Raw genomic sequence first — 23,475 nt, 5'->3', positions numbered from 1 at the left:
CTCTCTCCCAGCCATGCCCCGCTCTTCAACGCCGGCGTCCCAAGTGTCCGCCCAGCGGACGGATGTCGGCCGCCGTGCGGGCGAACGAAACCTCTTGCCAATCCTGCGTGGTCATTATATGTACGATTGAACATATACGAGGAAAGGCGATGATCGCCACGACGAAAAGGCAAAAGGCACCGCCCTCTCGGCCGAAGGGCCGCCGAAGCAAAGACATGCCGGACGGCCGGCAGGCGCTGCTGGCTGCCGCCACCAGCGCATTCGCCAGCCACGGTTTTGACGGCGCCGATCTCCGCAGCGTGGCCGCCGCGGCCCAGGTCAGCCCCAACCTGGTTCGCGTTCATTTCGGCCACAAGGCGGCGTTGTGGGAGGCCTGTCTCGCGCAAATCGTGGCGATGGCGATCCCTGCCATGGCCAGCATTCGCGCGATCGCGGCCGAGCCCAGCCGCCCGCTCGGCGCTCGGCTGCGCGACGTCATCGTGGCAATCGGCGCTTTCTATGCTGAGCATCCGGATGTCAGGGACTTTGTCGTCCGGCACGGTGCGGAGGCGCCGGAGCGCGCTCTGCTCGTGACCGAACGACTGCTGCGCCCGGCCTATGAGACCGTTCGAGAGCTCTTCGTGGCCGGCATTGAAGCAGGCATCATCCGCAGCAGTCATCCGGCGCTGTTCTTTGCGCTCCTCAACGCCGCGCTAAATCAGCCTCCGGCGGCTCCCGTGCTGCTCAAACGGCTTGCCCCCGACATCGACGTCGAGGCGTCGAGTGCGCTCCTGATCGAGACCACGGTGACGACGTTCCTTCACCTTCCACCGTCCGATCGAAGCGTCAAACCCCGGTGAGTCCGCCTTGCCGACAATCCAACCTGAGAGTGAGAGCATTCATGAATTTCCGCGTCGCCTTCCTTCTGTTGAGCGCCACGATCACGCCAGCCTTTGCTCAGGCCGGTCCGAGCGAAACTGAGCAGCGCCAGGCCTGCATGGGCGACGCGATGCGTCTTTGCTCCGCCTACGTTCCCAATCGCGCTCAAATCCGAGACTGCATGGCGGCTCAGCTCGACCGGCTCAGCCCGCAATGTCGCGCCGTATTCGACGCGTCCGCTCAGGCGCAAAGATCATCGTCCGCGCGGAGCCATTAGTCTCATTCGACCGGGATGGCGGCGGCCGCGTCGCGCAATGGCGCGGCAAAGTCGGCGATCGCCTTGTCGATTGCGAGCGCGGTTCTGATCCAGATGATCGAAATGCAACCGAATACGATCTCGTTGCGAACGATCGGGACGGCGATCGAGGCAGTCTTCGGATTGTATTCGCCCTCGCTGCGGATCGCGTAGCCGCGCGCGGCCGTCTCGGTGATCATCTGGTCGAGGCGGCGCTGGTCGAGGAAGGGGCGGTCGTCGGCCTCGTCGATGCGGCGGAGATGGCTGACGATGAGGTCGCGTTCGCGCGCGGGGCAGGTGGCGAGATAGGCGCGGCCGGCCGAGGTCCGCAGCATCGGCAGGCGTTTTCCGATCATGCCGCGATCAATCGAGAGCGGGCTGCGCGAATGGGTGGTCTCCTGCACCACCATCGCGGCGTTCTCGTAGGTGGAGAGATCGACCGGCCAGACCAGCGTCTTGCTGAGCTCGGCAAGATAAGGCGCGGCCGCCTGGCAGATCAGCACGCCGGGGTCGTAGCCATCGCCGAGGCTGAGGGCGAGCCGGGTGACGCGAAAGCGGTCGTCGCTGGCGCTACGGGCGACATAGCCGAGTTCCTCCAGCGTTTCGAGCAGCCGGTAGACGGTCGGGCGGGGCAGGTCGAGCGCGCGGGCGACGTCGCCGGCGCGGATGCCGCCGGAGCGGTTGACCTCCTGCAGCACGTCCAGCCCGCGTTTGAAGGCGCGGACGCCCTCCGACTGCCGCGGCTGGCCGTTCCGCGTCCGCTCCTTGGACACTTCGTATTTCCTCCCTTGTGGCTTCCGGCCTCGCGATTATCGTCTTTGCGAACGCGACGCGATTGCGGGACGTCACCGTAGGATCGTGCGCGACCGGTATCAAGTTCGCCGCAGTGCAGCGGGTACCTTTGGGAGAACGTCGATGGAAATCACCGCGCTCGGCTATATCGGGATCAACTCATCACAGCTCGACCAGTGGGGCCGGATGGCGACCGGGCTGCTCGGCATGCAGCAGGTCGATCGCGGCGGCAAGATGCGCGCCTTTCGCATGGACGATCGCAAGCAGCGCCTGATCGTCGACGGCAGCAGCGATGCCGGCCTTGCGGTGATGGGCTGGGAGGTTCCGTCGAGCGCTGAGCTGGACCAGCTCGCAGGGCGGCTGGAGAGCCACGGCGTCAAGGTGACGCGCGGCTCGCGCGCGCTGGCCGATGAACGGCACGTGGCGGAGCTGATCACGTTTGCGGACCCCGCCGGCAATCGGTTGGAGGCCTTCTGCCGGCCCGAGCTTGCAAGCGAGCCGTTCAGCCCAGGCCGGCCGATCTCGGGCTTTCGCACCGGCGCGCTTGGCATGGGGCATGTCGTGCTCAATGTGGAGGATGTCGAGCCGCTGCTGCCATTCTATCGCGACGTGCTCGGCTTCCACGTCTCCGATTTCGGCCTGAAGCCTTACGGGCTGTATTTCTTCCACGTAAACGGCCGCCATCACTCCTTTGCAATGGTGGGATCGGGACGGAAAGCGCTGCATCATTTCATGGTGGAGCTCGGCAGTCTCGACGATGTCGGTCAGGGCTATGACCTCGCGCAGCTCGAAGACGGCCGTGTCGTCTACACGCTGGGCCGGCACACCAACGACCACATGACCTCGTTCTATGTGAACACGCCGTCCGGCTTCTTCATCGAATATGGCTGGGGCGGGCGCATCATCGATCCCCAGACCTGGCAGCCGCACGAGACCTTTGACGGCCCGTCGCTATGGGGCCATGAGCGGCTCAACATGCCGGAAGAGCAGCGCAAGCGCCTGCGCGATATGCGGATGGATGCGGCGGCCCGCGGCGTCCGCGTTGCCGATCCGCGCCTGCCGCCGCTGAACTGCGCGTGGCTGGACTCCGTCATCACGCGCGAATGATCCGCGGGGTCACGCGCCTCAAGCCTCCCCGAGATCGAGCTGCGTCAAAATTCCCTGGCGCAGCGCCAGCCGGACCAGCTCGATGTCCGAGCCGACGCCGAGCTTGTCCTTGATCAGCGAATGCAGGTTAGCCACCGTCTTCGGGCTAACGTGCAGCGTCTCGGCGATCTCCTCCGTCGTGTTCTCGGCGAGCAGCAGCCGCAGCACCTCGAACTCGCGCGGCGTGAGGACATCAGCGGCCGAGCTCTCGCCGCTGATCCGGCTCAGCGCAAGCTCGTGGTCGATATCCGGGCTGATCGCGATCTTGCCGGCGAGCACGTCCATCACCGCGCGCACCAGTGTCTCCGGTGGGCTGGTCTTGGTGACGTAACCCCTCGCACCGGCGCGGATCGCCTGCACGGCAAAACCGGCGTTCTCATGCATGGTAAAGACGAGGATCTTTGCCGCCTTGTCCCATTGCCTGATGCGCCTGACGGCCTCGACGCCGCCGATGCCGGGCATGCTGAGATCCATGATGACGAGGTCGGGCGCCTTGGACTTGTAGAGGCGATAGGCCTCGGCGCCGTCGCCGGCTTCGGCGATGACGCGCAGGCCCGGCTGCTTCTCGAGCACGGAGCGATAGCCTTCGCGGACGACGGAATGATCATCGACCAGCAGAATGGTCGCGGTCATGCCGCGTGCTCCAGCGCTTGCGGATTGGCGGCGGCGAGCGGAATGACGACGCGCAGCGCGGAGCCGCCAGCGGGCCCGGCCTCAAAACTCAGACGGCCGCGCAGGGCTGCGACGCGCTCGCGCATGCCGAGCAGGCCCATTCCGGATTTCGCCGCGGGATCGTGCGATCGTCCGTCATCGTCGATCGCGAGCGCAATCTCGTCGGCATGCATCGTCAGTTCGAGGTTTACCTTCGTGGCATCGGCATGCTTGGCGGCGTTGGTGAGCGCTTCCTGCACGATGCGATAGAGGTTGGCACTGATCGTGGCCGGCACGGTCTCGAACGTGCCGTCGAAGCGGATCGAAAAACGGGTTTCACCGCGGCTGCGTCCATTCCAGCCGGCGACGAGACCTTCGAGGCTGGCGACGAGACCGAGCTCCTCGACGTCAGGCGGCCGCAGCCGGAACAGCGTGCCGCGCAGCGTCTCCATCATGCCGGTTGCGGTCCGTGCGATGCCGTCGCACTCGCCAAGCAAGGAGGGGCAGTCCTGTGCGGCGGTCTGGCGCGCGGAGGAGGCGAGCGCGCGGATGGCGGCGAGCGACTGGCCGAACTCGTCGTGCAGTTCGCGGGCGAGATGGCGGCGCTCCTCGTCCTGAAGCGCGATCAGTTTCCGGGTCAGCTCGGCGCGCTCGGCAAGCGCAGTGTCGAGGCTTTCGGCGAGATGGTTGAAGACATCGCGAACCGCCGACAGCTCGGCGAGATCGAACGGCGGCAGCCGCGCGGTGAGGTCGTTGGCGGCGATCCGCTCGAGGCCGGCGCGGATCATGTGGGTGGGGCGCAGTGCGCGGGCCAGTGCGGCATAGACCAGGACGCACAACAGCGGCAGGGCGATCGCAAGCGCGAGCATCAGGCGGCCGGCCTCGTGCCAGGCCTCCGCCGTCTGCACGGCCGGATCGACCGAGACCACGGCCTCGCCGAGCTTCGTACCGCGCAGGATCACGGGTCGTGCGGCCTCGCGGCCGGGGTCGAACAGGCTGTGGTAGAACGCCGTGAAGATTTGCGGCGGCGGGTCCTCCGGGATTGGTGCGCCGCTACAGAAGCGCTGGAGCATCTCGCCGCTCGTGCCGCGGAAGGCCAGGCACAGGCCGGGCGTCATCACATAGGCTGAAACGGGGTCGAGGTTGGGAAAATCCGAGCGGGGGCTCGCCGCCCACAGGACCTTGCCCTGTTGCAGCTCCAGCGTCTTCGCCACGATGGCGGCGATGCCGTCGATGCGGGCATGGGCCGCGCGGTCGGCCGTGATCAGGAAATAGGCGGAGATCGCGGCGAAGCAGGCGGCCGATATGGCAGCCACGCGCAAGGTCAGGCGGACCTTGAGATCGAATCTCGGGCGGTTCCACATCGGTGGGCACCTGGCGCGAACGGAATTGTCGCTCCCGCATTAAAGGGCAGAATGTGAGCGGCGCAAAGCGGCACCCATACTGCGGTGCAACGTCGTGAAATTTTCCCGGTGCCGGCCGGGACAGCCATGGCTGCGGTGCACGAAGCGTCCGTCTAGCTTGCGGTCTTTCCGTCACGCGAGGGCTGTCATGCGCCGTACCCTGTCGTTGCTGTCTTTCCTTGTTCTTCTCAGCGTCGGGCTGGATGGCCGGGCCATAGCCACTGAAACCACCGCCATTGCGCTCGATGACTTCAGCTACACCGATACATCGGCCGAGCCCACCGACCAGACCGGCGCCCATGAGCGGCGGCTGCAGGCGTTCATGGTCGCGCTCCGGCGCGACATCGCCGCCGACCCGCGCTACCGGCTTCTGCCGTCCGTGCAGGAGGGGGCGGCGTTCAAGGTCATCGGCGGCATCCAGAAGACCAGCACGCTGGTGCAATGGGCCAAGGTCGCGGTGATCGACGTCGGCGCCAAAAAGGTCGTGATGGACAAGCTCTACACCTTCCGCGGCGATAACGACGAGTCTTGGGAGCGTGCCGAGATCTTCGTCTCCCGCGAGGTCATGGCCGCGCTGGCGCAGCCCTAAAGCGCGATGAACATCGTCGCGCTTTAGGTTATTGTTTGAGCATGATCTTTTCGGAAAACCGCTGCACACTTTTCCGGATCATGCTTTAGAACGTCAGCTGCACCTTCATCGACTGCGAGCGGTCGCTGGCAAGCTCGAAGGCGGCGACCGCGTTCTCGAACGACATGGTCGCCGTGATCAGCGGCTTGACGTCGATCAGGCCTTCGCCCATCAGCCGCACCGCCAGCTCAAACTCGGGGTCGAAGCGGAAGGTGCCGCGGAGCTGCAATTCCTTGGCGACGATGGAATTGATCGGCAGCGTCATCTCCCCGCCGAGGCCGAGCTGAACCAGCGTTGCGCCCGGCCGCAGTACGTCGAGCGCGGTGCGGAGCGCTGCCTGGTTGCCGGAAGCTTCGAACAGCGTATCGAACACGCCCTTGCCGGCGCGCCAGGGATCGAGCGCGGTGGCATTGGTCGCGACATTGATCGCGTGCGTGGCGCCAAGCTTCCTGGCGACTGCCAGCGGCGCATCAGCCACATCGGTCACCACGATTTCGGATGCGCCGCCGAAGCGCGAGACCAAAATCATCAGCGCGCCGATCGGGCCGCAGCCGGTGATCAGAACGCGCTTGCCGAGAAGGGGGCCGGCCTGCTTGCCGGCATGCAGACACACCGCGAGCGGCTCGGCGACCGCGGCTTCCGCCAGGGAGAGCTTGTCGGAGATCGGCACGGCTTGAGTCGCATCGACCGTGATGAACTCGCGAAAGCCGCCTTGCACATGGGGAAAACGCATCGCGCTGCCGAGGAAGCGCATGTCGAGGCACTGGTTGCGCATGCCGTCCTGGCAATGCAGGCACTGGCCGCACGGCTTGCTCGGATTGACCGCGACGCGGGTGCCGGCCTTCACGCCGGTGACGCCGTCACCGACGGCTGCGACCACGCCGGCGATCTCATGCCCCAGCGCCATCGGCTGCTGGATGCGGACGACGCCGAAGCCGCCGTGATGGTAGTAGTGCAGGTCGGAGCCGCAGATACCGCCATTGGCGATCTTGACGCGGACCTCGCCCGGGGCGGGCGCAGGATCGGGATAATTGTCGATCCGCAGATCCTTGGGGGCGTGGATGACGACGGCGCGCATGGTCTCGTTCCCTGTTTCGCGATTACATCGCGGCGATCATGCCGCCATCGACATAGATGATCTGGCCGTTGACGTAGGTCGAGGCGTCTGACGCGAGGAAGATCGCCGCGCCGACCAGCTCGTCCGGCTTGCCCCAGCGCTTTGAGGGGATGCGGCCCATCAGCCAGTTGTTGAAGTCGGTGTTGTTGACCAGCGCCTCGTTCATGTCGGTGAGCATATAGCCGGGGCCGATCGCATTGGCCTGGATGCCGTGCTGGGCCCATTCCACCGCCATCGAGCGGGTCAAATTCTTGATGCCGCCCTTGGCGGCGGTGTAGGGCGCGATGGTGGGACGCGCGAGCTCGCTGCCGAGCGAGCCGATATTGATGATCTTGCCGTGCCTGCGCGGGATCATGCGCTTGGCGGCCTCGCGGCCGATCACGAAGGCGCTGGTGAGGTTGGTCTCGATCACCTTGCGCCATTCGTCGGTCGTGAATTCCACCAGCGGCTTGCGGTGCTGGATGCCGGCATTGTTGACGACGATGTCGACCGCAATGCCCTTCTTATCGAAATCATTGAAGGCGGCGATGATCGCAGGCTCATCGGTCACGTTGAACGCGGCGCCCTCGGCCTGATGCCCGGCTGCGCGGAACTCGCCGACGGCTTGCTCGACCCGCTTCGGGTCGACGCCATTGACGATGATCCTGGCGCCAGCTTTGGCCATGCCCTCGGCGATGGCACGACCGAGACCGCGGGAAGAGCCGGTCACAAGCGCAGTGCGGCCAGAAAGGTCGAAGAGGGCGGTGCTCATCTCAAAAAATCCTCAGACGTTGGAGCGACGCACGGTCAGATCGGAGCGATCGAAGACGGCAGGCAGAAGGTCGACGCCGAGACCGGGGCCTTCCATCGGATAGACATAGCCGTCCTTGATGGTGGGCATCGTGGTAACCAGCTCATTGTACCAGCCCTTGTAGAAGGCGCGCACGGATTCCTGGATCAGCGTGTTGGGCTGGCTGAACGACATGTGGATGGCGGCGATGAAGCCGATCGGGCCTATGCAATCGTGCGGCGCGAAGGGACGGTGATAGGTCTCGGCCATCGCCGCGATCTTGCGGCCCTCGGTGAGGCCGCCGGTCCAGCACAAATCCGCCATCACCACATGCATGGCGTCGCGGTCGAGCATGTCCTTGTAGGGAAAGCGCGAGCCCAGCGTCTCGCTGGCGCAGACCCAGACATCGGTCGAGCGGGCGTATTCGGCCAGCGCCTGCGGCGAGTTCATGCGGATCGGGTCTTCGTACCAGGTCGGCTTGTAGGGCTCGAGCGCGCGCGCGATCTGTTTTGCGGTCGGCAGATTCCACAGCGAATGGAGCTCGACCATGATCTCCATCTTGTCGCCGACGGCCTTGCGGATTTTTTCGAACGGCTCGATTGCCTGCTTCATCTGCGCAGCGGTGATGTACAGGCCTTTGTTCTCCTGCGCCGCAGGATCGAACGGCCAGATCTTCATCGCGGAGATGCCGTTCTCCAGCAGATTTTCGGCGAGCGCGTCGGCGCGATGCATGAAGCCATCGAGATCCTCGTAGGGCCCCTTGTTGGCACCGAGATTCCAGTTCGAGACCGGGCTGATGTTGGTGGAACGAACATATTGCGTGCCGGCGCAGGTGTTGTAGATGCGCTGCTTGTCGCGGCAGAGGCCGCCGAGCATCTGGTGCACCGGCTGATTGCAGACCTTGCCGAACAAATCCCACAGCGCGATGTCGATCGCCGAGGCCGCACGATATTCCACGCCGGTGGACGACTGCGCCATCGGCAGGTTCAGCATGTCGCGATGGATCGCTTCGATGTGGAGGGGATTACGGCCGAGCAGGCGGCCGGCAAAGGTGTCGTGGATTTGTGCTTCGACTGCGCCAGCACCATAGAAGGTTTCGCCGAGACCGTTCATGCCCGTGTCGGTGTGAACGCGCACCCAGATGACGTTGGAGAATTCCTCGGTGCGCAGCGTCTCGATCGACGTGATCTTCACGGCAATTCTCCTCCCGTCACAGGCGCCTCGCACCGGTCGTGTTTTCATTTTGCGCTGCAACATGCAACGCGTCCGCGAAAGTCTTACGCTTGCTTGTAATATATCACAACATGTTTTAAGGGTGCCACAAATGAGGCGCCGCCCTGCAACGAGAGCGCAGGCGGACGGGAGGCAGAGATGGCACGGCGCAAGCGCGCGCTCGCGGTGGTGAGAAACGAGGACGACGGCGAGGGCAAGCCCTCGCGGCGCAACCGTCTCAATTTCTTCGAGCTGGCCTATCAGAAGATCGAGGAGCTGCTCGTTCATTGCGAGCTCAAGCCTGGTCAGTTCATGACCATGCTGGAATTGCAGCAGATCACCGGCTTCGGCCGCACGCCGGTGCACCACGCGGTCAATCGTCTCTCCGCCGATACACTCATCATCATCCGTCCGCGCCACGGTCTGCACATCGCGCCGATCGATCTCGCGCGCGAGCGCATGCTGCTGGCTTTGCGGCGTGACATGGAACGCTTCGTCGTTCGTCTTGCGGCCGATCGCGCCAGTCTCTCGCACCGCAATCAGGCGCTGCACATCGAACGTTTGTTGCGCGAGCGCCGCGCCACCCTGACCCTCGACGAGTTCAACAGCATCGATCGTCGCATCGACGCGCTGGTGCTGGAAGCCGCGGGCGAGCCGTTCCTGGTGCATACGCTGCGGCCGCTGCATACGCTGTATCGCCGCATCGGCTACATCCACCACCGCTTCATGCCGGGACAGACGGATCTGTCCGGCACGATCGATCGTCATCTCGCCATTCTCGTTGCGGTCGCCGGCCGTCGCGTCGAGGACGCGGTGAAGGCGAGCGATGCACTGATCGACTACATGGACCAGATGTTCACGGGCATGGAGGTGGGGATCGATCCGCGCCTGCTCGATTGCAGCATCGAGCCGCTACTCGGCGCGTAAAGAGTTTTGAAGAAGGGACCAAACATGTCAACGATGGCTGTGCCACAACCGACCGCGAGCGAAGCCGCGGTCCGCTACCTCATCACCAACTACAGTCCCAAGGGCAACAAGGTCGGCTGGCTGATGATGGCCTCGATCCTGGTCGAGGCATGGGATCTCTATTCGATCGCCTTCGTGCTGATCTTCATCAAGGAGCAGTACAATCCCGATCCGCTGATGCTCGGCCTTGCCGCGGCGGGTACGCAGGGCGGCGCCCTGATCGGCGCGCTGCTCGGCGGCTGGCTGTCCGACAAGATCGGCCGTCGCGTGATGTTCCTGGTGACGATGGTGATGTTCATCGTGCTGGCACTAGCGCAGGCTTTCGTGCCCAGCGTCGGCTGGCTCATCGTGATCCGCTTCCTGCTCGGTGTTCCCCTCGGCTCGGACATCTCGACCGGCTACACCTACATCATGGAATCCATGGCTAAGGGTGAGCGCGAGGTCATGGGCAACCGCTGGCAGTTCATGTTCGCCGTCGGTGAAGTCCTGACCATCGGCGTCATCGTCATCTTCCTGCTGCTCGACATTCAACACGAGATGCTGTGGCGCGTGACGCTCGGCCTCGGCGCGGTGCCGGCGCTGATCATCCTGATCATGCGCCACGACGTGCCGGAGACGGCGGTGTGGCTGGTGCAGAAGGGACGTTATCGTGAGGCCAAGCAGGTCGCGCGCGAGATGTTCAACGACGACCTTGCCATGCTGCCGGACCAGGACGTGCAGGTCCCGAAGGTCAGCACGCGTGCATTCCTCGCCGACCTCAAGCAGGATCCGATCCGCTGGCGGGCCACGATCTATGGCTGGATCGCCTGCTTCGCCCAGGGCAGCGAGTTCTCGACCTTCGCGTTCTACCTGCCGGTGCTGTTCGTGATGGTCGGCGTGTCGAGCGTGCTCGGCATCAATCTGGTGACGATGGCGCTGTTCTGCTTCGCCGCTCTGTCCGGCTGGGTCGGGCCGCTGCTGACGCCGAAGATCGGCCATCGCGGCATCGCGATTGCCGGTTTCGGCATCGTGCTGGCTTCGCTGCTGGTCGCGGCCTTCGCGCTCTACACCGACAACAAGATGCTGCTGCCGTTCGCGGCGGCCGCGATGCTGTGGGGCCATTACTGGGACGCCTCGAACTGCATGACGATCCCGACGATGGTCGCCAAGCCGAAGTATCGCGGCACCGCCAGCGGCTTCGCCTACATGTTCGTGAAGCTGCCGTCGTTCCTGGCGATCTTCCTGTTCCCGTCGCTGTTCGCCGCGATCGGCCAGGCCGGCGCCACGCTGTTCGTCGCGATCTTCCCGCTGATCGGATTGCTCGCCGCAATCTTCATCCTGCCGGAAGTTTACGGCTACGAGAACGACTGATCTTGCTCGTTACCTGATCGCGGCAGCCAATGCCGCGATCAGGGCCGGCGGCGTCACCAGCACACCGAGCTTGAGGAACGGCCAGGCGCCGACCTCGATCTTCTCCCGCCTCAGCGCGACCAGCCAGAGAATGGTGGCAAGCGAGCCAGTCACCGACAGATTGGGCCCGAGATCGACGCCGATCAGGATGGCGCTGACGACCGTTGCCGGCAGGTGATCACTGGCGGCGACGGAGCCTGCAACGAGGCCGACCGGCAGATTGTTGGCAATGTTGGTAGCCGCTCCAGTCGCAATGCCGACACTCCAGGCGGCCTGCGGAACTGATTGCGCGACGGCTTGATGCAAGAGCGCGCTGAGTTGCCCGATCACGCCGGTCTTCACCAGCGCTTCTACCATCACGAAGAGCCCGCCGACCAGCGGCAGCACGCTCCACGACACGCCGCGCAGCACGGGCAGCGGCGATTGCCGGTTGATCAGCAGCACAATGGCAGCCGTCACCACGCCGCAGATGAAGGTCGGCAGGCCCAGCTGCTTGTCCAGCGCGGAGGCCGTGACCAGCACGACGCCAATCGCGACGATGCCCACAGCCGTCAGCTTGCCGCCGCGGCCAAGCTTTGGATGCGGCACGCTGCGCGCGATCGTTTCTTCCTTGAGGGCGCGGTGCTGGGTCAGACGCAGCACGACATAGGTCAGCAGGATCGACGCCGCCGAGGGCAGGGCAAACAGGCGCAGCCATTCGGTCAGCTGCGGCATGCGCGCGCCGAACACGACGAGATTGGCGGGGTTCGAGATCGGCAGCACGAAGCTCGCCGCATTGGCGATGAAGGCGCAGACGAACAGGTAAGGCAGCGGTTTTGCGCCGGAGGCGCGCGTCGCGGCATAGACGGCGGGCGTCAGCACGATCGCGGTGGCATCATTCGACAGCAGCACGGTGACGACCGTGCCGACGATGTAGATCAGCAGGAACAGCCGCTGCGGCGAGCCCGCGGCATATTCCACCGCAAGGGCTGCGAGATAGTCGAACAGGCCCTCGAGCCGGGCGAGTTCCGCGATCAGCATCATGCCGATCAGGAAGAGGTAGACGTCAACGCCCTTCCCAATGCCGGTGAGTGCGTCCTGCCATGGCAGCAGGCCGGGCAGCACAAGGGCGCCGGCGCCGAGCACGGCCCAGATCGCCTCGGGCAGGCGAAAAGGGCGGATGATGACGCCTGCGGTCGCGGCGACGATGATGCTCCAGGCCCAGATGTTGTGAGACGGCACGTTCAACCCTTGAAATGAAACGGATTCATTCGGCAGCGATAGCGGAAGCTGATGCCACTGTCTTCCCCTGCGGGCGCGGGCTGCGGTTAGCGGTTTGCCGCGTCTCGGGAAGGGCCAGGAGGCAGATGACGGCGCCAATCGCCGCGACCGCGCCGAGGGTGATGAAGGCTGCGCTGTAACCGGCGCCCACTACGACGAAGCCGGCCAGTGTCGTCGACAGCGCCGCGCCGATGCTCTGGGCGGTGATCACAGCGCCTAGCGCGACATTGAAACGGCCGGCGTTGCGCATGAGGTCGGCGACGATGACGGGGAAGATCGCGCCGAAAATGCCGGCGCCGACGCCATCGAGCAGTTGCACGCCGACCAGCCAGAACGGATTGTCCGAGAGCGTATAGAGCGCGCCCCGGATCGGCAGGATCAACAGCGCGGCGAGGAAAAAGCGCTTGTGGCCCCAGCGGTCGGCCCGGGCGCCGACCAGCATCGCGAATGGCACCATCACCAATTGGGCTGCCACGATGCAGGCCGACATCAGGCTGGTGCCCATGTTTTTGTCCTGGAGCGCGAGCTTCTGCCCGACCAGCGGCAGCATCGCCGCGTTGGAGAGATGGAAGAGCACCACGCAAATTGCGAAGATGAGCAGGGGGCGACAGGTCAGCAGCACATCGACGCCGGACGGCTGGTCGTGTTGGCCGCCCGTGCCGGTGTTGTGAAGGCCGCGGGCCAGATCGTGGTCGATTGCCTCTTCGGGGATCGCGAGGATGCTGGCGAGGCTTGCGACCGCCATGGCGCCGAGAAGGTAGAAGACGACGGTAGGTCCGAACCAGCAGGCGGAGAGGCCGGCGAGCCCGGCCGCGACCGCATTGCCGGCGTGGTTGAACGTCTCATTGCGGCCGATCCGCCGGGTGAAGGCGGTGTGGCCGAAAATGCCGAGTGAGACGGCGGCGATTGCGGGAGGAAAGACCACGGCGGCCGCGTGCGCGACGCTTTGCGAAATCACGACCGGCAGAAAGCTTGGAAACAATGGAACTGCCAGCGAGGCTATCGTCACCGTGATGGCGGCGACGGCCGTCACCAACCGCTTGGCGCGCGTTGCATCGACCAGCGCACCGGCCGGCGTCTGCGCCACGATACCGGCCAGCGTTCCGATCGACATGACGAGGCCGATCCTGGCCTCGCCCCAGTGCTGCTCGGTCAGGAGATAGACCGCAAGATAGGGACCGAGCCCGTCGCGCACGTCGGCGAGGAAGAAGTTCGCCGCATCCAGCGCGCGGCCGGCGCGCCCTTGGTCGACATTTCCGGCCATCAGAGTCCTCCGAAATACGGCTGCTCTCTTCCCTGCGCGAAGCCTTCGTCAGGCCGCGCGAGCGTCGTCCTCGTGCTTCGGCTCCTTGTCTTTTTCCTTGGGCTTCGGCTTCCGCACAGGCTTCAGCCTCGCGGCGTCGGGGCCAAGCTCCAGCGCATGGATCACGCGGCCATGCCGGGTCTGAAGGCCGTCGCCGCGCGCCGCGAGCTTTGCTCCGGGCGCAAGCAGGGCTGCAACCTGCTCGGCCTCTTTCGGGCCGACGCGCAGGACGGTCCCGTCGGACAGCAGTGCGCCGCGCAGCTCACCCTTCGGCCCGAACAGCGACATCTGCACGATGCCGTCGGCCGTCATGGGCTCGTGCTTCACCTTCGGATGCTTGCGATCGTGGTCCGGGCCTTGGTCGATGATTTGCCGGCCGCTCGCGGTCGTGACGGCGACCGCGGCCAGCAGTTCGGCGCCGCGGGGACGCACCCCGCGCACGCGGACGCTGTCGCCGGGCGCGAGGTGGAGGCTGAGCTCGCTATCCAGGTGCGGCGGCGTGTGCACCAGGATGGCGGCGTCCTTGCCTTTCATGACAAAGCCGTCAACCTCACCATGGGGATTGAGTACGAAGCGCTCGAATGTGCCTGCGACTTCAGGCAGGCTGTCGGGATTGATCCAATGCATGTTGAGCCCTTTCTCTGTTTGTCTCGATTGTGAATGAGGATCAGCCGCGTGGAGGCGGCGGTGGAGCAAAGCCGGGAGGCGGCGGCGGGCCGCGACGATCGGGGCCGTCGTTCGGGCCGGGCGGACGCGGGCCACGCAGCTCGGTCATCTGGTCCGGGAAAGCGCCGATGGCCCTCACATCGACGACCTTGCCGAGCGCGGTGTCGAGAACGTCGCCGCGCGCAGCGACGGTCTGGCCCTGGCGCAGGTACTCCTGCATGCGCTCGGCCTCCGGCGGCGGCAGCCGGAGGGTGGTCCCGTCGTCGAGCAGCACGCCATTCACCTCGCCGCGCTTGCCGTGCAATTGCAGCGCGATCCTGCCACTGACGACACGATCATCATTGCCGCCGCGCCGGTCCGGCGGACCATTGTCGACGACGCTCTTGCCGGTCGCGATATTGGTGATCGACGCCGCGTCGACCAGCGGCAGGGCGCGGGCGCGCAGGCCGCGCACCGAGACCTCGTCGCCGGGGTGGATCGCGAATACGGTCTGGGCAGTAAGATGCGGCGGCAGTTTGACTTCGGTGCCGTTGCTGAGAATGACCCCGTCGACGTCGCCGCGCGGCGTCAGCGTGTATTGCTTGACGGTGCCGCGCGATTCCGGGAGCTGCGAGGAATCCCATATCGGATCCCTCGCCTGTGCGTAGGCGGCTGCTCCGCCGCCGATCGCCGCCGTGGCGAGCAGCAGGCAAAACAGCGCGCGCATGCGTGTTGTCTTCATGGAACGTCTCCTTTCGATTTCGCGACGTTGTCGCGTGCGATGCTTCAGCAAGCGACGTGCCAGCCGGACAATCGCTGTTTCGAAAGAGAAATTCGCCGAAGATGCAGAATCAGTCGTCGTCTTTCACGACACGGTCCGTCAGATTTTCTGACGGCTCGGCAAGACCGTAACGCTGCATCTTCGTATAGAGAAGCTGACGGTTGATGTTGAGACGCCGTGCTGCCTCGGTGCGGTTGCCGTCGCAGGCCTCCAGCGCACGCTGGATCATTTCCGCTTCGAGCTGGGCGACGGCGGCGGGGAGGTCTGAATCCGGCTGCGCAGGGCCGGCCGTGATCTCGCTTGCGCCGATGTCGATGTCGCCGGCGCCGATGATGTCTGCGCGCGTCAGGATGCAGGCCCGCTCGATCACGTTGCGGAGCTCGCGGACATTGCCGGGCCAGGCATGGTGGCGCAATTTGTCGAGCGCAGCCGCGTCGAGTTGCTTGTGCCGCCCGCTCGAAGCGCTCGCGCCCGCCAGGAAATGCCGGGCAAGTGGTCCGATATCCGCAGTTCGCTCGCGCAGCGCAGGGATTGCAATCGGCACGACGTTGAGCCGGTAGTAGAGATCTTCACGGAATTGATGCGCCGCCACCAGCTTGGCGAGATCACGATGGGTGGCGGCGACGACCCGCGCATTGGTGCGCACCGGCTTGCCCCCGACCGGCGTAATCACATGCTCCTGGAGCGCGCGCAGGATCTTGGCCTGCATCGCGAGCGGCATATCGCCGATCTCGTCCAGGAACAGCGTGCCGTTGGCTGCATCGCGGAAGGCGCCGGCACGATCGGCGGTCGCGCCCGTGAAGGATCCCTTGACATGGCCGAACAGCTCGCTCTCGAGCAAATCTTCCGGGATCGCCGCACAATTGACGGCGACGAAGGGGCCGTCCTTGCGCTTGCCGTGCACATGAAGCGCGCGCGCCACCAGCTCCTTGCCGGTACCGGTCTCGCCGAGGATCAGCACGATCGCGTCGTTGTCGGCGGCAAGCCCGATCGCCTTTTGCACGCGGCGCATGCCCTCACTCGCCCCGATCAGGGTGTCCTCGGTTTCGTCATTCGGATCCCCGACCATGGACCTGCGCTCGGGCAAGCGCTCTAGCAAGGCTTTCAGCGCATCGCGCCCGATCGGCTTGCTGAGATGGTCGAACGCGCCGAGCCGCATCGCCTCGATCGTGTTCGCGGCGCTAGCGAAGGCGGTCAGCACCACCACCGGCGGCGCGTCGTTCTCCGATCGAATCCGGCGAAGCACCTCAATTCCGTCCATGCCGCCGGGCATGCGCAGGTCGAGCAGGACGACGTCGATGTCGCGGCCGAGGGCGGCGAGGCCTTCCCGGCCCGAGCCCGCGAGGCGCGGCGTATGCCCGAGATCGGTCAGCGCTTCGGCTAGTCCCTCGCGCAGCGCCGCATCATCGTCGACGATCAGGACGGTTGCCATGGGACCTCGATCTCGAATACGGCGCCGCCGGCGGCCTCGACCAGACGGATGTCGCCATGATGGTGTCGTGCGATTTCGCGAACGATGGCGAGACCAAGACCGGTGCCGTCGGCACGCCCGGTGACGAAGGGTTCGAACAGCCGTTCACGCACCTCTTCGGCAATCCCGGGACCGGTGTCGGCCACGCGCAACAGCAACATGTCGTTTTTCCGGTGTGCCTCGACGGTAATCGCACCGCCGGCAGGTGTGTTTTGAAGGGCGTTGATGATCAAATTGTCCATGGCCCGTTGCATTTGGGATGGATCGAACTTCGGTAACTGCGCGAACGCGGGCCAGGTTCCGGCGGTCAGGATCACGCCTCTCGCCGCTGCAAGGTCGCGATGGGTCTCGACGGTGCGGGCGAGAAAAGCCGCAAGATCGACCCCCGCGAATTTCGGATCGCGCGCCTGGGTCATTTCCAGAAGGTCGCGCAACAACACATCCAGCCGGTCCACTTGCTGGAGAATCGTGTTCAAAGCCGCCGAGCTGCGCGATCCGTCGGTCACGGCCAAGGCGTTCTCGGCCTTTAGCCGCATTGCGGCGATGGGATTGCGGATTTCGTGAGCCAATCCCGCCGACATGCGGCCGAGCGCCGCCAATCGCTCGGCAGCGGCGGCGCGGCGGCGCTCCAGCGACAGGCGCTCGCCGGTGCTGTTGAGGGCGTCGACCAGGCGGTCGAGCTCCGGGGCTCCGGTCTGCGCCAGCTTCGGCAGATCGATCGCACCCTCTCGACGATCATCCAGCGCCGTTTCGATCTGGTTGATCTTGCCCGACCAGACATAGAGAACACGCGCGAGCCAGGCTGCCGAGCCGAAGATGGTGAGCGCAAGCACCACGAGGCCCGCAAGAAGCTGGTTGTAGGCGGGACCTTCTGCCGTGAAGGCCCTTGTCATGGTCCATCCGGTGACCCCTGCCAGCGGGCTGCGCAACGGGCAGGCGTGGACGATGAGCACCTGGGAGCGGCCGGGTTGCCGGATCGACGCTGCGCGCCCGGATCGCAGCGCCTCGGCATTGACCTCGCGGATGGTGTTGAGCTCGGCAGCGGGAAGGTCGGTCTTCGGGCCGGTGCCTTCATAGGTCGGGAACGCGTAGGCGAGGGAGCCCTCGTCGGACTGCCAGATGCCGCCTTCGACGCCGGGCACGCCTGCAAGCGCAGTCTGGGCGACGGCAGCCAGTTGCTGCTTCAGTTGATCGTCGATCAGTCCGCCGTGCCAGCCGGTTATGAAGAACTGATAGCGATCGGCGAGGTCGCGGCAGGCGCGCGCGACCAGCTCCTCGGACCGGGCCTCCCGCGCGTTCGCGGTCTGCTGAAAAGATTCGAACAGCAAATAGCCGGTGGCGACACCAGACACCACCAGCATGATCCAGAGGGCCAGCAATCGAGAGCGAAGCGAACGCATGGGCTTAGAACGCGCAACTCTGCAATCTGTGTCCTACAACTTCACCGCCAATAGCACCGCGCCGGCGCCGATCATGGTGATCCCGATCCATCCCTGTGCGGTTGGCCGCTCGCCGAGAAAGGCGAAGGCGAAGAGAGCGACCAGCACGACGCTGAGCTTGTCGATCGGCGCCACCAGCGTCGCGGGGCCGAGTTTCAGCGCGCGGAAGTAACACAGCCACGACGCGCCGGTCGCAAGCCCCGACAGCACCAGGAACAGCCATGTCTTCGGCGACACAGCCGAGGGCACGACGAATTGCCCAGTGAAGAACAGCAGCATCGAGAAGGCCAGTAGCACCACGATGGTCCGGATGAAGGTAGCGAGATCCGGATTGATGTTCTCGACGCCGACCTTGGCGAAGATCGCGGTCAGTGCGGCGAAGCAGGCGGAGAGCAGCGCCCAGGTCTGCCAGGCGGAGAAGAGGGCGGGTTTCATGGAAGGCTCTGTTATGCGGGCAACTGTAGCTTAACACTCAATCGTCGTCCCGGCGAAGGCCGGGACCCATATCCACGAAAAGGTGTTTGGCGAAGATTGCCAATGACCATCTCGTGTCAAACTTCTCCCTGGGGGTATGGGTCCCGGCCTTCGCCGGGACGACAGCGTGGGCTTGGTACGCGCTCACCGTGCCACCGACAGCTTTTCCATGATCGCCTTGCGCAAAATGCGCGAGAGCGACTCCACCGAATAAGGCTTCTGGATCAGCTCGAATCCGCGATGTGCGTTTTCGGCGAGCACGTTGCTGTAGCCGCTGGTCAGCACCACCGGGAGGCCTGGATAGCGCTCTCGGATGATGCCGGCGAGCTCGACGCCGTTCATGCCGGGCATGATGACATCGGAGAACACAAGATCCACCGCGAATTCGTTCTCGCGGAGGATGGCGAGCGCGGCATTGGCATTGGCGGCACGGCGGGTGACATAGCCCAGGTCTTCCAAAAGCTCGGTCGAGAACTGGCCGACATCATCATTGTCCTCGACCACGAGCACGCGATAGCCGCGCCCGGTGGTGGCGGCCTCGTGGGTCAGCGCTGCGGCTTCCTTCTCGGCGGCGGGGCTGTGCGCCAGCGGCAGGTAGATGGTGAAGGTCGCCCCTTGGCCGTGCGTGCTTGTCACCGCGATGTCGCCCTCGGACTGCTTGGCGAAGCCGAACGCCTGACTGAGGCCGAGGCCGGTGCCTTTGCCGACCTCCTTGGTGGTGAAGAACGGCTCGAAGATCGCGTCGATGTTTTCAGGCGCGATCCCGCTGCCGGTATCCGCGACCGAAATCGCGACATAATCGCCGCCGCGCGCCGACTGCGCGCGCAAATTCGGGATGCCCTGAACCTTGCGCACGGCGATGGTGAGGCGGCCTTCGCTGTCCATGGCGTCACGGGCGTTGATGGCGAGATTGATCAGCGCGATCTCGAACTGCGCGATATCGGCGACCGTGGAGCAATCGGCATCGTCGATCTCGACGACGATCTCGATGCGGCCGCCGACCAGCGGCCGGACCAGCTGCGCCACGCCCTCGACCTGGCTGCCGACATTGAAGATCTGCGGCTTCAGCGGCTGGCGGCGCGCAAAGGCCAGAAGCTGCGCGGTCAGTTTTGAAGCACGCTCGACAGTGTCGGAGATCGCGTCGACATAGCGGCGGCGGCGCTCCTCCGGCAGTTCGCGTCGGCGAAGAAAGTCGGTCGCCGAGCGGATGATGGTGAGGAGGTTGTTGAAGTCGTGTGCGACACCGCCAGTGAGTTGGCCGATCGCCTCCATCTTCTGCGACTGCCGCAGCGCCTCCTCGCCGCGGCGGCGTTCGGTGATATCGACGGCCTCGGGCACGGCACCCGTGATATTGCCGTGGCGGTCGAGCACCGGGCGCATGCCGAACTCGAAGTCGCGCTCGCCGATCGGCAGACGCAGTCGCATCTCCATCCGCACCGCTTCGCCTTTCAGCACGGTATCGAAAGCTTCGCGCACGGTTGCGCTCATGCCGTGGGTGCCGGTGAACCAGGGCGTCTCCCACAGCGGCTTGCCGATCACGTCTTCACTGCGTGCCTTGATGCCGTCGAGCGCAGTGTTGTTGGCGTACAGCAATTCGCCCTTAAGGTTCACCAGACCCTGATACTGATTGCTGGTGGCGAGGATGGCGCGCAGCCGGGACTCGTTGGATTCGAGCTCTGCGGTGCGCTGGACGATGCGCTCTTCCAGCGTCTCGTTGAGCTGCCGCAGCTCGATCTCGGCCTGCTTGGCTGCAGTGATGTCGTGGGCGACACCGATGAAGCCGATATGCTTGCCGGTCGGGTCCCAGCGCGGTTGCGATTCCGAGCGCAGCCAGCGCCATTCGCCGGAGGCATCCTTGTAGCGTGCCTCCAGCACGAACGGTTTGAGCGAGGCTTCGCCTTGCACGGACTGCTGCAGCACGTGCGGCAGGTCATCCGGATGCAGAACCTTGCGCCAGTCGAAGGCGATGGCCTGGTCGTAGGGCAGGCCGACGAAGTCGACATAGGCCTGGTTGGCGAAGGAGCGCGTACGGTCGAGCTTCGTGACCCAGATCGGCACCGGCGCGCTGTCGGCGATCAGCCGAAAACGCTCCTCGCTCTCGCGCAAGGTCTCGCGCACCAGCATCTGGTCGGTGGCGTCGATATGGGCGCCGACGAGGCGGATGGCGCGGCCCTCGCGGTCGCGCTCGATCTTGGCGACGACGCGGATCCAGCGGGTCTCGCGGTCGCTGGGGCGGATGATGCGGTATTCGGCTGTGTAGTCCTCGCCGGTCCCGGCCAACGCCTCGAAGAAGTGTTTGACCGCGGCATCGCGGTCATCGGGATGGATGCGGCTGACCCAGTCTTCGTGGGTCTCGTCGACGGCCTCGGGCGGCAGGCCGTGGATCATCAGATATTCCGGCGAGCGGCGGTTCTTGAAACCTTCGCGGAAGTCGACCTCGAGCCCGCCGACCTTGCCAATGCGCTGGATGCGCGCGAGCTCCGCCTCGCGCTCCTGGAGCGCGCGATAGGCTTCATCGCGCTCTCGCGCAATGTCTTGGAGGTGCTGGCGCAGCCTTTCGGCGGCAATGGTCTCGGGCAAAGGATCGTTCAAGGCGTCGGCCGTTGTGATGCGGGAGCGCACGTGCCGACCCAATATTCACACAGACAAAGCGTGATAGCCATTGCTCAAAAGGGACTAAGCAGGGAAATGGCCCGTCGGAAGGCATGTGGCGGGTTTGAGCGAACGCGGGGTCTGGCTATTTGTTCCGAATATTGGAACGATGGACCGCCGGCGCGCGTATGTGCGGCGTCACAACTGATATTCGTAAGACTCCCTTTCTCCAAGAGGCTAGATCTTGAAGCTCTTTGTCTGCCAGGCCTGCGGCAATGTTCTCTATTTCGAGAACCGCGCCTGCGAACGTTGCGGCCACCAGGTCGCCTTCCTGACGGAGAAGGAGACGATGTCGGCGATCGAGCCCGACGGGGAGAGCTGGGCCACGCTGGCCGACAAGGGCAAGGGGCGGATGCTGTGCCGCAATGCGGAGTACGACGCCTGCAACTGGCTGACCGATGCCAGCGATACCACCGGCTATTGCCGCGCCTGCCGTCACAACGGCATCGTGCCTGATCTGTCCGACCCCGCGCAGCTCGCCGGCTGGCGCGAGCTGGAGGTGGCGAAGCACAGGCTGTTCTACTCTCTGATCCGCTGGAAGTTGCCGCTCCAGACCCGGCAGGACAATCCCGAGCACGGCCTGATCTTCAATTTCCTCGCCGACGATCCCAACAGCGGACAGAAGGTCATGACCGGCCACGACAACGGCCTGATCACGATCGCGCTCACCGAGACTGATACCATCGAGCGCGAGCGGCGCAGGCTGGAGATGGGCGAGCCGTACCGGACGCTGCTGGGCCATTTCCGCCACGAGGTCGGACATTATTTCTGGGACGTGCTGGTGCACGACGGCGGCAAGCTGGAAGAATGCCGCGCGGTGTTCAGCGACGATTCCGTCGATTATGGTCAGGCCCTGCAACGCCACTATGCCGAAGGTGCGCCGCCGGACTGGCAGCAGAGCTATGTGTCGTCTTATGCGACGACGCATCCCTGGGAAGACTTTGCCGAGACCTGGGCGCATTACCTCCACATCGTCGATACGCTGGAGATGGCTGGCGAGTTCGGCATGGAGGTGCGCCCCAAGGTCGACCGCGACGGTGAGTTGTCGACCCGCATCCGCTTCAACCCCTACGAGGCCAGGGACGTCGAGGCGATCGTCAACGCATGGCTGCCCTTCACCTTCGCCATGAACAGCGTCAACCGCGCCATGGGCCTGCGCGACCTCTATCCCTTCATCCTGTCTTCGGCCGTGGTCGCCAAACTGGGCTTCATCCACAACCTGGTCCGGGACGTGGCCAAGGCGGGAAAGCCATAGGCCGTCCCAGGGGCTCACCAAGCCCGTTCCGGTCTTGCGCTGGTACGCCACAGCGTGCCGGATTTTGGCCGTTGCCTCCGGCCCATTTTGCTGTACCACGACAGGATACGGCCCCTGTCCGATCGGCCCGCCAAAGGCCCGGGAGGGGTCCCGCCCAAGGGACGAAACTCAAGACAAACAATGTTCAAACGCATCCTGATCGCCAATCGCGGCGAAATCGCCTGCCGGGTCATCAAGACCGCCCGCAAGATGGGAATTCAAACCGTTGCGGTCTATTCCGAGGCCGACCGCGACGCCCTCCATGTCGAGATGGCCGACGAGGCCGTTTTGATCGGCCCGCCGGCCGCGGCCGAGAGCTATCTGGTGATCGAGAAGATCGTCGAGGCCTGCCGCAAGACCGGCGCCGAAGCCGTGCATCCCGGTTACGGCTTCCTGTCCGAGCGCGAGGCGTTTCCGCGCGCGCTGGAAGCCGCCGGCATCGTCTTCATCGGCCCGAACCCGGGCGCGATCGCTGCGATGGGCGACAAGATCGAATCCAAGAAGGCGGCTGCGAAAGCCAAGGTCTCGACTGTGCCGGGCTATCTCGGCGTCATCGAGGACGACAAGCACGCGGTCAAGATCTCCGACGAGATCGGCTATCCCGTGATGATCAAGGCCTCCGCCGGCGGTGGTGGCAAGGGCATGCGCATCGCACATTCGAAGGCTGAGGTCGCCGAGGGTTTCAACCTCGCCAAGGCCGAGGCGAAAGCCTCGTTCGGCGACGACCGCGTCTTCGTCGAAAAGTTCATCGTCGATCCCCGTCACATCGAGATCCAGGTGCTGGGCGACAAGCACGGCAACGTCATCTATCTCGGCGAGCGCGAATGCTCGATCCAGCGCCGCAACCAGAAGATCATCGAGGAGGCACCGTCGCCGCTGCTCGACGAGGCCACCCGCCGCAAGATGGGCGAGCAGGCGGTCGCGCTGGCC

General features: G+C 65.0%; 20 protein-coding genes and 1 pseudogene. 7 read left to right on the top strand and 14 right to left on the bottom strand.

Annotation, left to right across the window (positions count from 1 at the left end):
• Positions 1-62: 62 nt before the first annotated feature.
• Positions 63-839 (top strand): TetR/AcrR family transcriptional regulator, encoded by a 777-nt coding sequence (locus YUA_RS0142170; RefSeq protein WP_245285399.1) that lies wholly within the window; start codon positions 63-65, stop codon positions 837-839.
• Positions 840-1,137: 298 nt separating this feature from the next.
• Here YUA_RS0142170 and YUA_RS0142160 read toward each other — a convergent pair whose 3' ends face one another.
• On the bottom strand, positions 1,138-1,926 hold the full coding sequence (locus YUA_RS0142160) for a DNA-binding transcriptional regulator (protein WP_027536035.1): 789 nt from the start codon (positions 1,924-1,926) through the stop codon (positions 1,138-1,140).
• A 142-nt stretch (positions 1,927-2,068) separates the two neighbouring features.
• On the opposite strand from YUA_RS0142160, the gene YUA_RS0142155 reads away from it, so the two are divergent.
• A complete protein-coding gene (locus YUA_RS0142155; RefSeq protein WP_027536034.1) occupies positions 2,069-3,052 on the top strand; it encodes a VOC family protein in 984 nt (327 codons plus the stop codon).
• An 18-nt stretch (positions 3,053-3,070) separates the two neighbouring features.
• Here the strand turns inward: YUA_RS0142155 and YUA_RS0142150 are convergent, their stop codons facing one another.
• Both YUA_RS0142150 and YUA_RS0142145 read right to left on the bottom strand, forming a co-directional pair.
• Positions 3,071-3,724: a response regulator transcription factor gene (locus tag YUA_RS0142150; RefSeq protein WP_027536033.1), complete on the bottom strand. Its 654-nt coding sequence runs from the start codon at positions 3,722-3,724 to the stop codon at positions 3,071-3,073.
• Complete coding sequence (locus YUA_RS0142145) at positions 3,721-5,106, bottom strand: HAMP domain-containing sensor histidine kinase (RefSeq protein ID WP_027536032.1); 1,386 nt, start codon at positions 5,104-5,106, stop codon at positions 3,721-3,723. Before YUA_RS0142145 ends, YUA_RS0142150 begins: the two co-directional genes overlap by 4 nt.
• A gap of 187 nt (positions 5,107-5,293) precedes the next feature.
• On the opposite strand from YUA_RS0142145, the pseudogene YUA_RS46715 reads away from it, so the two are divergent.
• Positions 5,294-5,731 (top strand): annotated as a pseudogene (locus tag YUA_RS46715) (DUF2380 domain-containing protein); the annotation flags it as partial.
• Between the two features lie 88 nt (positions 5,732-5,819).
• Here YUA_RS46715 and YUA_RS0142135 read toward each other — a convergent pair.
• The 3 genes from YUA_RS0142135 to YUA_RS0142125 are packed head-to-tail and all read right to left on the bottom strand — an operon-like array spanning position 5,820 to position 8,853.
• Complete coding sequence (locus tag YUA_RS0142135) at positions 5,820-6,851, bottom strand: L-idonate 5-dehydrogenase (RefSeq protein ID WP_027536031.1); 1,032 nt, start codon at positions 6,849-6,851, stop codon at positions 5,820-5,822.
• A gap of 22 nt (positions 6,852-6,873) precedes the next feature.
• Complete coding sequence (locus tag YUA_RS0142130; RefSeq protein ID WP_027536030.1) at positions 6,874-7,641, bottom strand: SDR family oxidoreductase; 768 nt, start codon at positions 7,639-7,641, stop codon at positions 6,874-6,876.
• 12 nt (positions 7,642-7,653) lie between these two features.
• A complete protein-coding gene (locus tag YUA_RS0142125; RefSeq protein ID WP_027536029.1) occupies positions 7,654-8,853 on the bottom strand; it encodes a mandelate racemase/muconate lactonizing enzyme family protein in 1,200 nt (399 codons plus the stop codon).
• A gap of 177 nt (positions 8,854-9,030) precedes the next feature.
• Here YUA_RS0142125 and YUA_RS0142120 point away from each other — a divergent pair, with 177 nt between their 5' ends.
• Complete coding sequence (locus tag YUA_RS0142120; RefSeq protein ID WP_027536028.1) at positions 9,031-9,798, top strand: GntR family transcriptional regulator; 768 nt, start codon at positions 9,031-9,033, stop codon at positions 9,796-9,798.
• 24 nt (positions 9,799-9,822) lie between these two features.
• Positions 9,823-11,187, top strand: a complete 1,365-nt coding sequence (locus YUA_RS0142115; RefSeq protein ID WP_027536027.1) for an MFS transporter — start codon at positions 9,823-9,825, stop codon at positions 11,185-11,187.
• A gap of 9 nt (positions 11,188-11,196) precedes the next feature.
• Here YUA_RS0142115 and YUA_RS0142110 read toward each other — a convergent pair whose 3' ends face one another.
• The 8 genes from YUA_RS0142110 to YUA_RS0142075 all read right to left on the bottom strand — a co-directional run bounded on the left by YUA_RS0142110 (position 11,197) and on the right by YUA_RS0142075 (position 21,221).
• Positions 11,197-12,447, bottom strand: coding sequence for an arsenic transporter (locus YUA_RS0142110; protein WP_027536026.1), 1,251 nt, complete (start codon positions 12,445-12,447; stop codon positions 11,197-11,199).
• 25 nt (positions 12,448-12,472) lie between these two features.
• Complete coding sequence (locus tag YUA_RS0142105; RefSeq protein WP_027536025.1) at positions 12,473-13,750, bottom strand: MFS transporter; 1,278 nt, start codon at positions 13,748-13,750, stop codon at positions 12,473-12,475.
• Between the two features lie 48 nt (positions 13,751-13,798).
• The gene (locus YUA_RS0142100) at positions 13,799-14,416 is read right to left on the bottom strand and encodes a hypothetical protein (protein ID WP_027536024.1); all 618 of its coding nucleotides are present in this window, start codon (positions 14,414-14,416) and stop codon (positions 13,799-13,801) included.
• A 40-nt stretch (positions 14,417-14,456) separates the two neighbouring features.
• Positions 14,457-15,176 carry a hypothetical protein gene (locus YUA_RS0142095; protein ID WP_027536023.1) on the bottom strand — a complete coding sequence of 240 codons (720 nt, stop codon included), beginning with the start codon at positions 15,174-15,176 and terminating at the stop codon, positions 14,457-14,459.
• Positions 15,177-15,285: 109 nt separating this feature from the next.
• On the bottom strand, positions 15,286-16,647 hold the full coding sequence (locus YUA_RS0142090) for a sigma-54 dependent transcriptional regulator (protein WP_027536022.1): 1,362 nt from the start codon (positions 16,645-16,647) through the stop codon (positions 15,286-15,288).
• The gene (locus tag YUA_RS0142085; protein WP_027536021.1) at positions 16,632-18,086 is read right to left on the bottom strand and encodes a PAS domain-containing sensor histidine kinase; all 1,455 of its coding nucleotides are present in this window, start codon (positions 18,084-18,086) and stop codon (positions 16,632-16,634) included. Before YUA_RS0142085 ends, YUA_RS0142090 begins: the two co-directional genes overlap by 16 nt.
• 33 nt (positions 18,087-18,119) lie before the next feature.
• The gene (locus tag YUA_RS0142080) at positions 18,120-18,560 is read right to left on the bottom strand and encodes an EamA family transporter (RefSeq protein ID WP_027536020.1); all 441 of its coding nucleotides are present in this window, start codon (positions 18,558-18,560) and stop codon (positions 18,120-18,122) included.
• Positions 18,561-18,743: 183 nt separating this feature from the next.
• Positions 18,744-21,221 (bottom strand): PAS domain S-box protein, encoded by a 2,478-nt coding sequence (locus YUA_RS0142075; RefSeq protein WP_027536019.1) that lies wholly within the window; start codon positions 21,219-21,221, stop codon positions 18,744-18,746.
• Between the two features lie 214 nt (positions 21,222-21,435).
• Between YUA_RS0142075 and YUA_RS0142070 the strand changes: the two genes are divergently transcribed.
• Together YUA_RS0142070 and YUA_RS0142065 are read left to right on the top strand one after the other, a co-directional pair.
• The gene (locus tag YUA_RS0142070) at positions 21,436-22,506 is read left to right on the top strand and encodes a putative zinc-binding metallopeptidase (protein WP_027536018.1); all 1,071 of its coding nucleotides are present in this window, start codon (positions 21,436-21,438) and stop codon (positions 22,504-22,506) included.
• A gap of 180 nt (positions 22,507-22,686) precedes the next feature.
• The coding region (locus YUA_RS0142065) for a biotin carboxylase N-terminal domain-containing protein (RefSeq protein WP_027536017.1) at positions 22,687-23,475 on the top strand (789 nt) is incomplete at its 3' end.

Source organism: Bradyrhizobium sp. WSM3983 (genome assembly GCF_000473045.1).
Lineage (GTDB): Bacteria > Pseudomonadota > Alphaproteobacteria > Rhizobiales > Xanthobacteraceae > Bradyrhizobium.
This window is presented reverse-complemented; position numbering and strand designations above follow the sequence as displayed.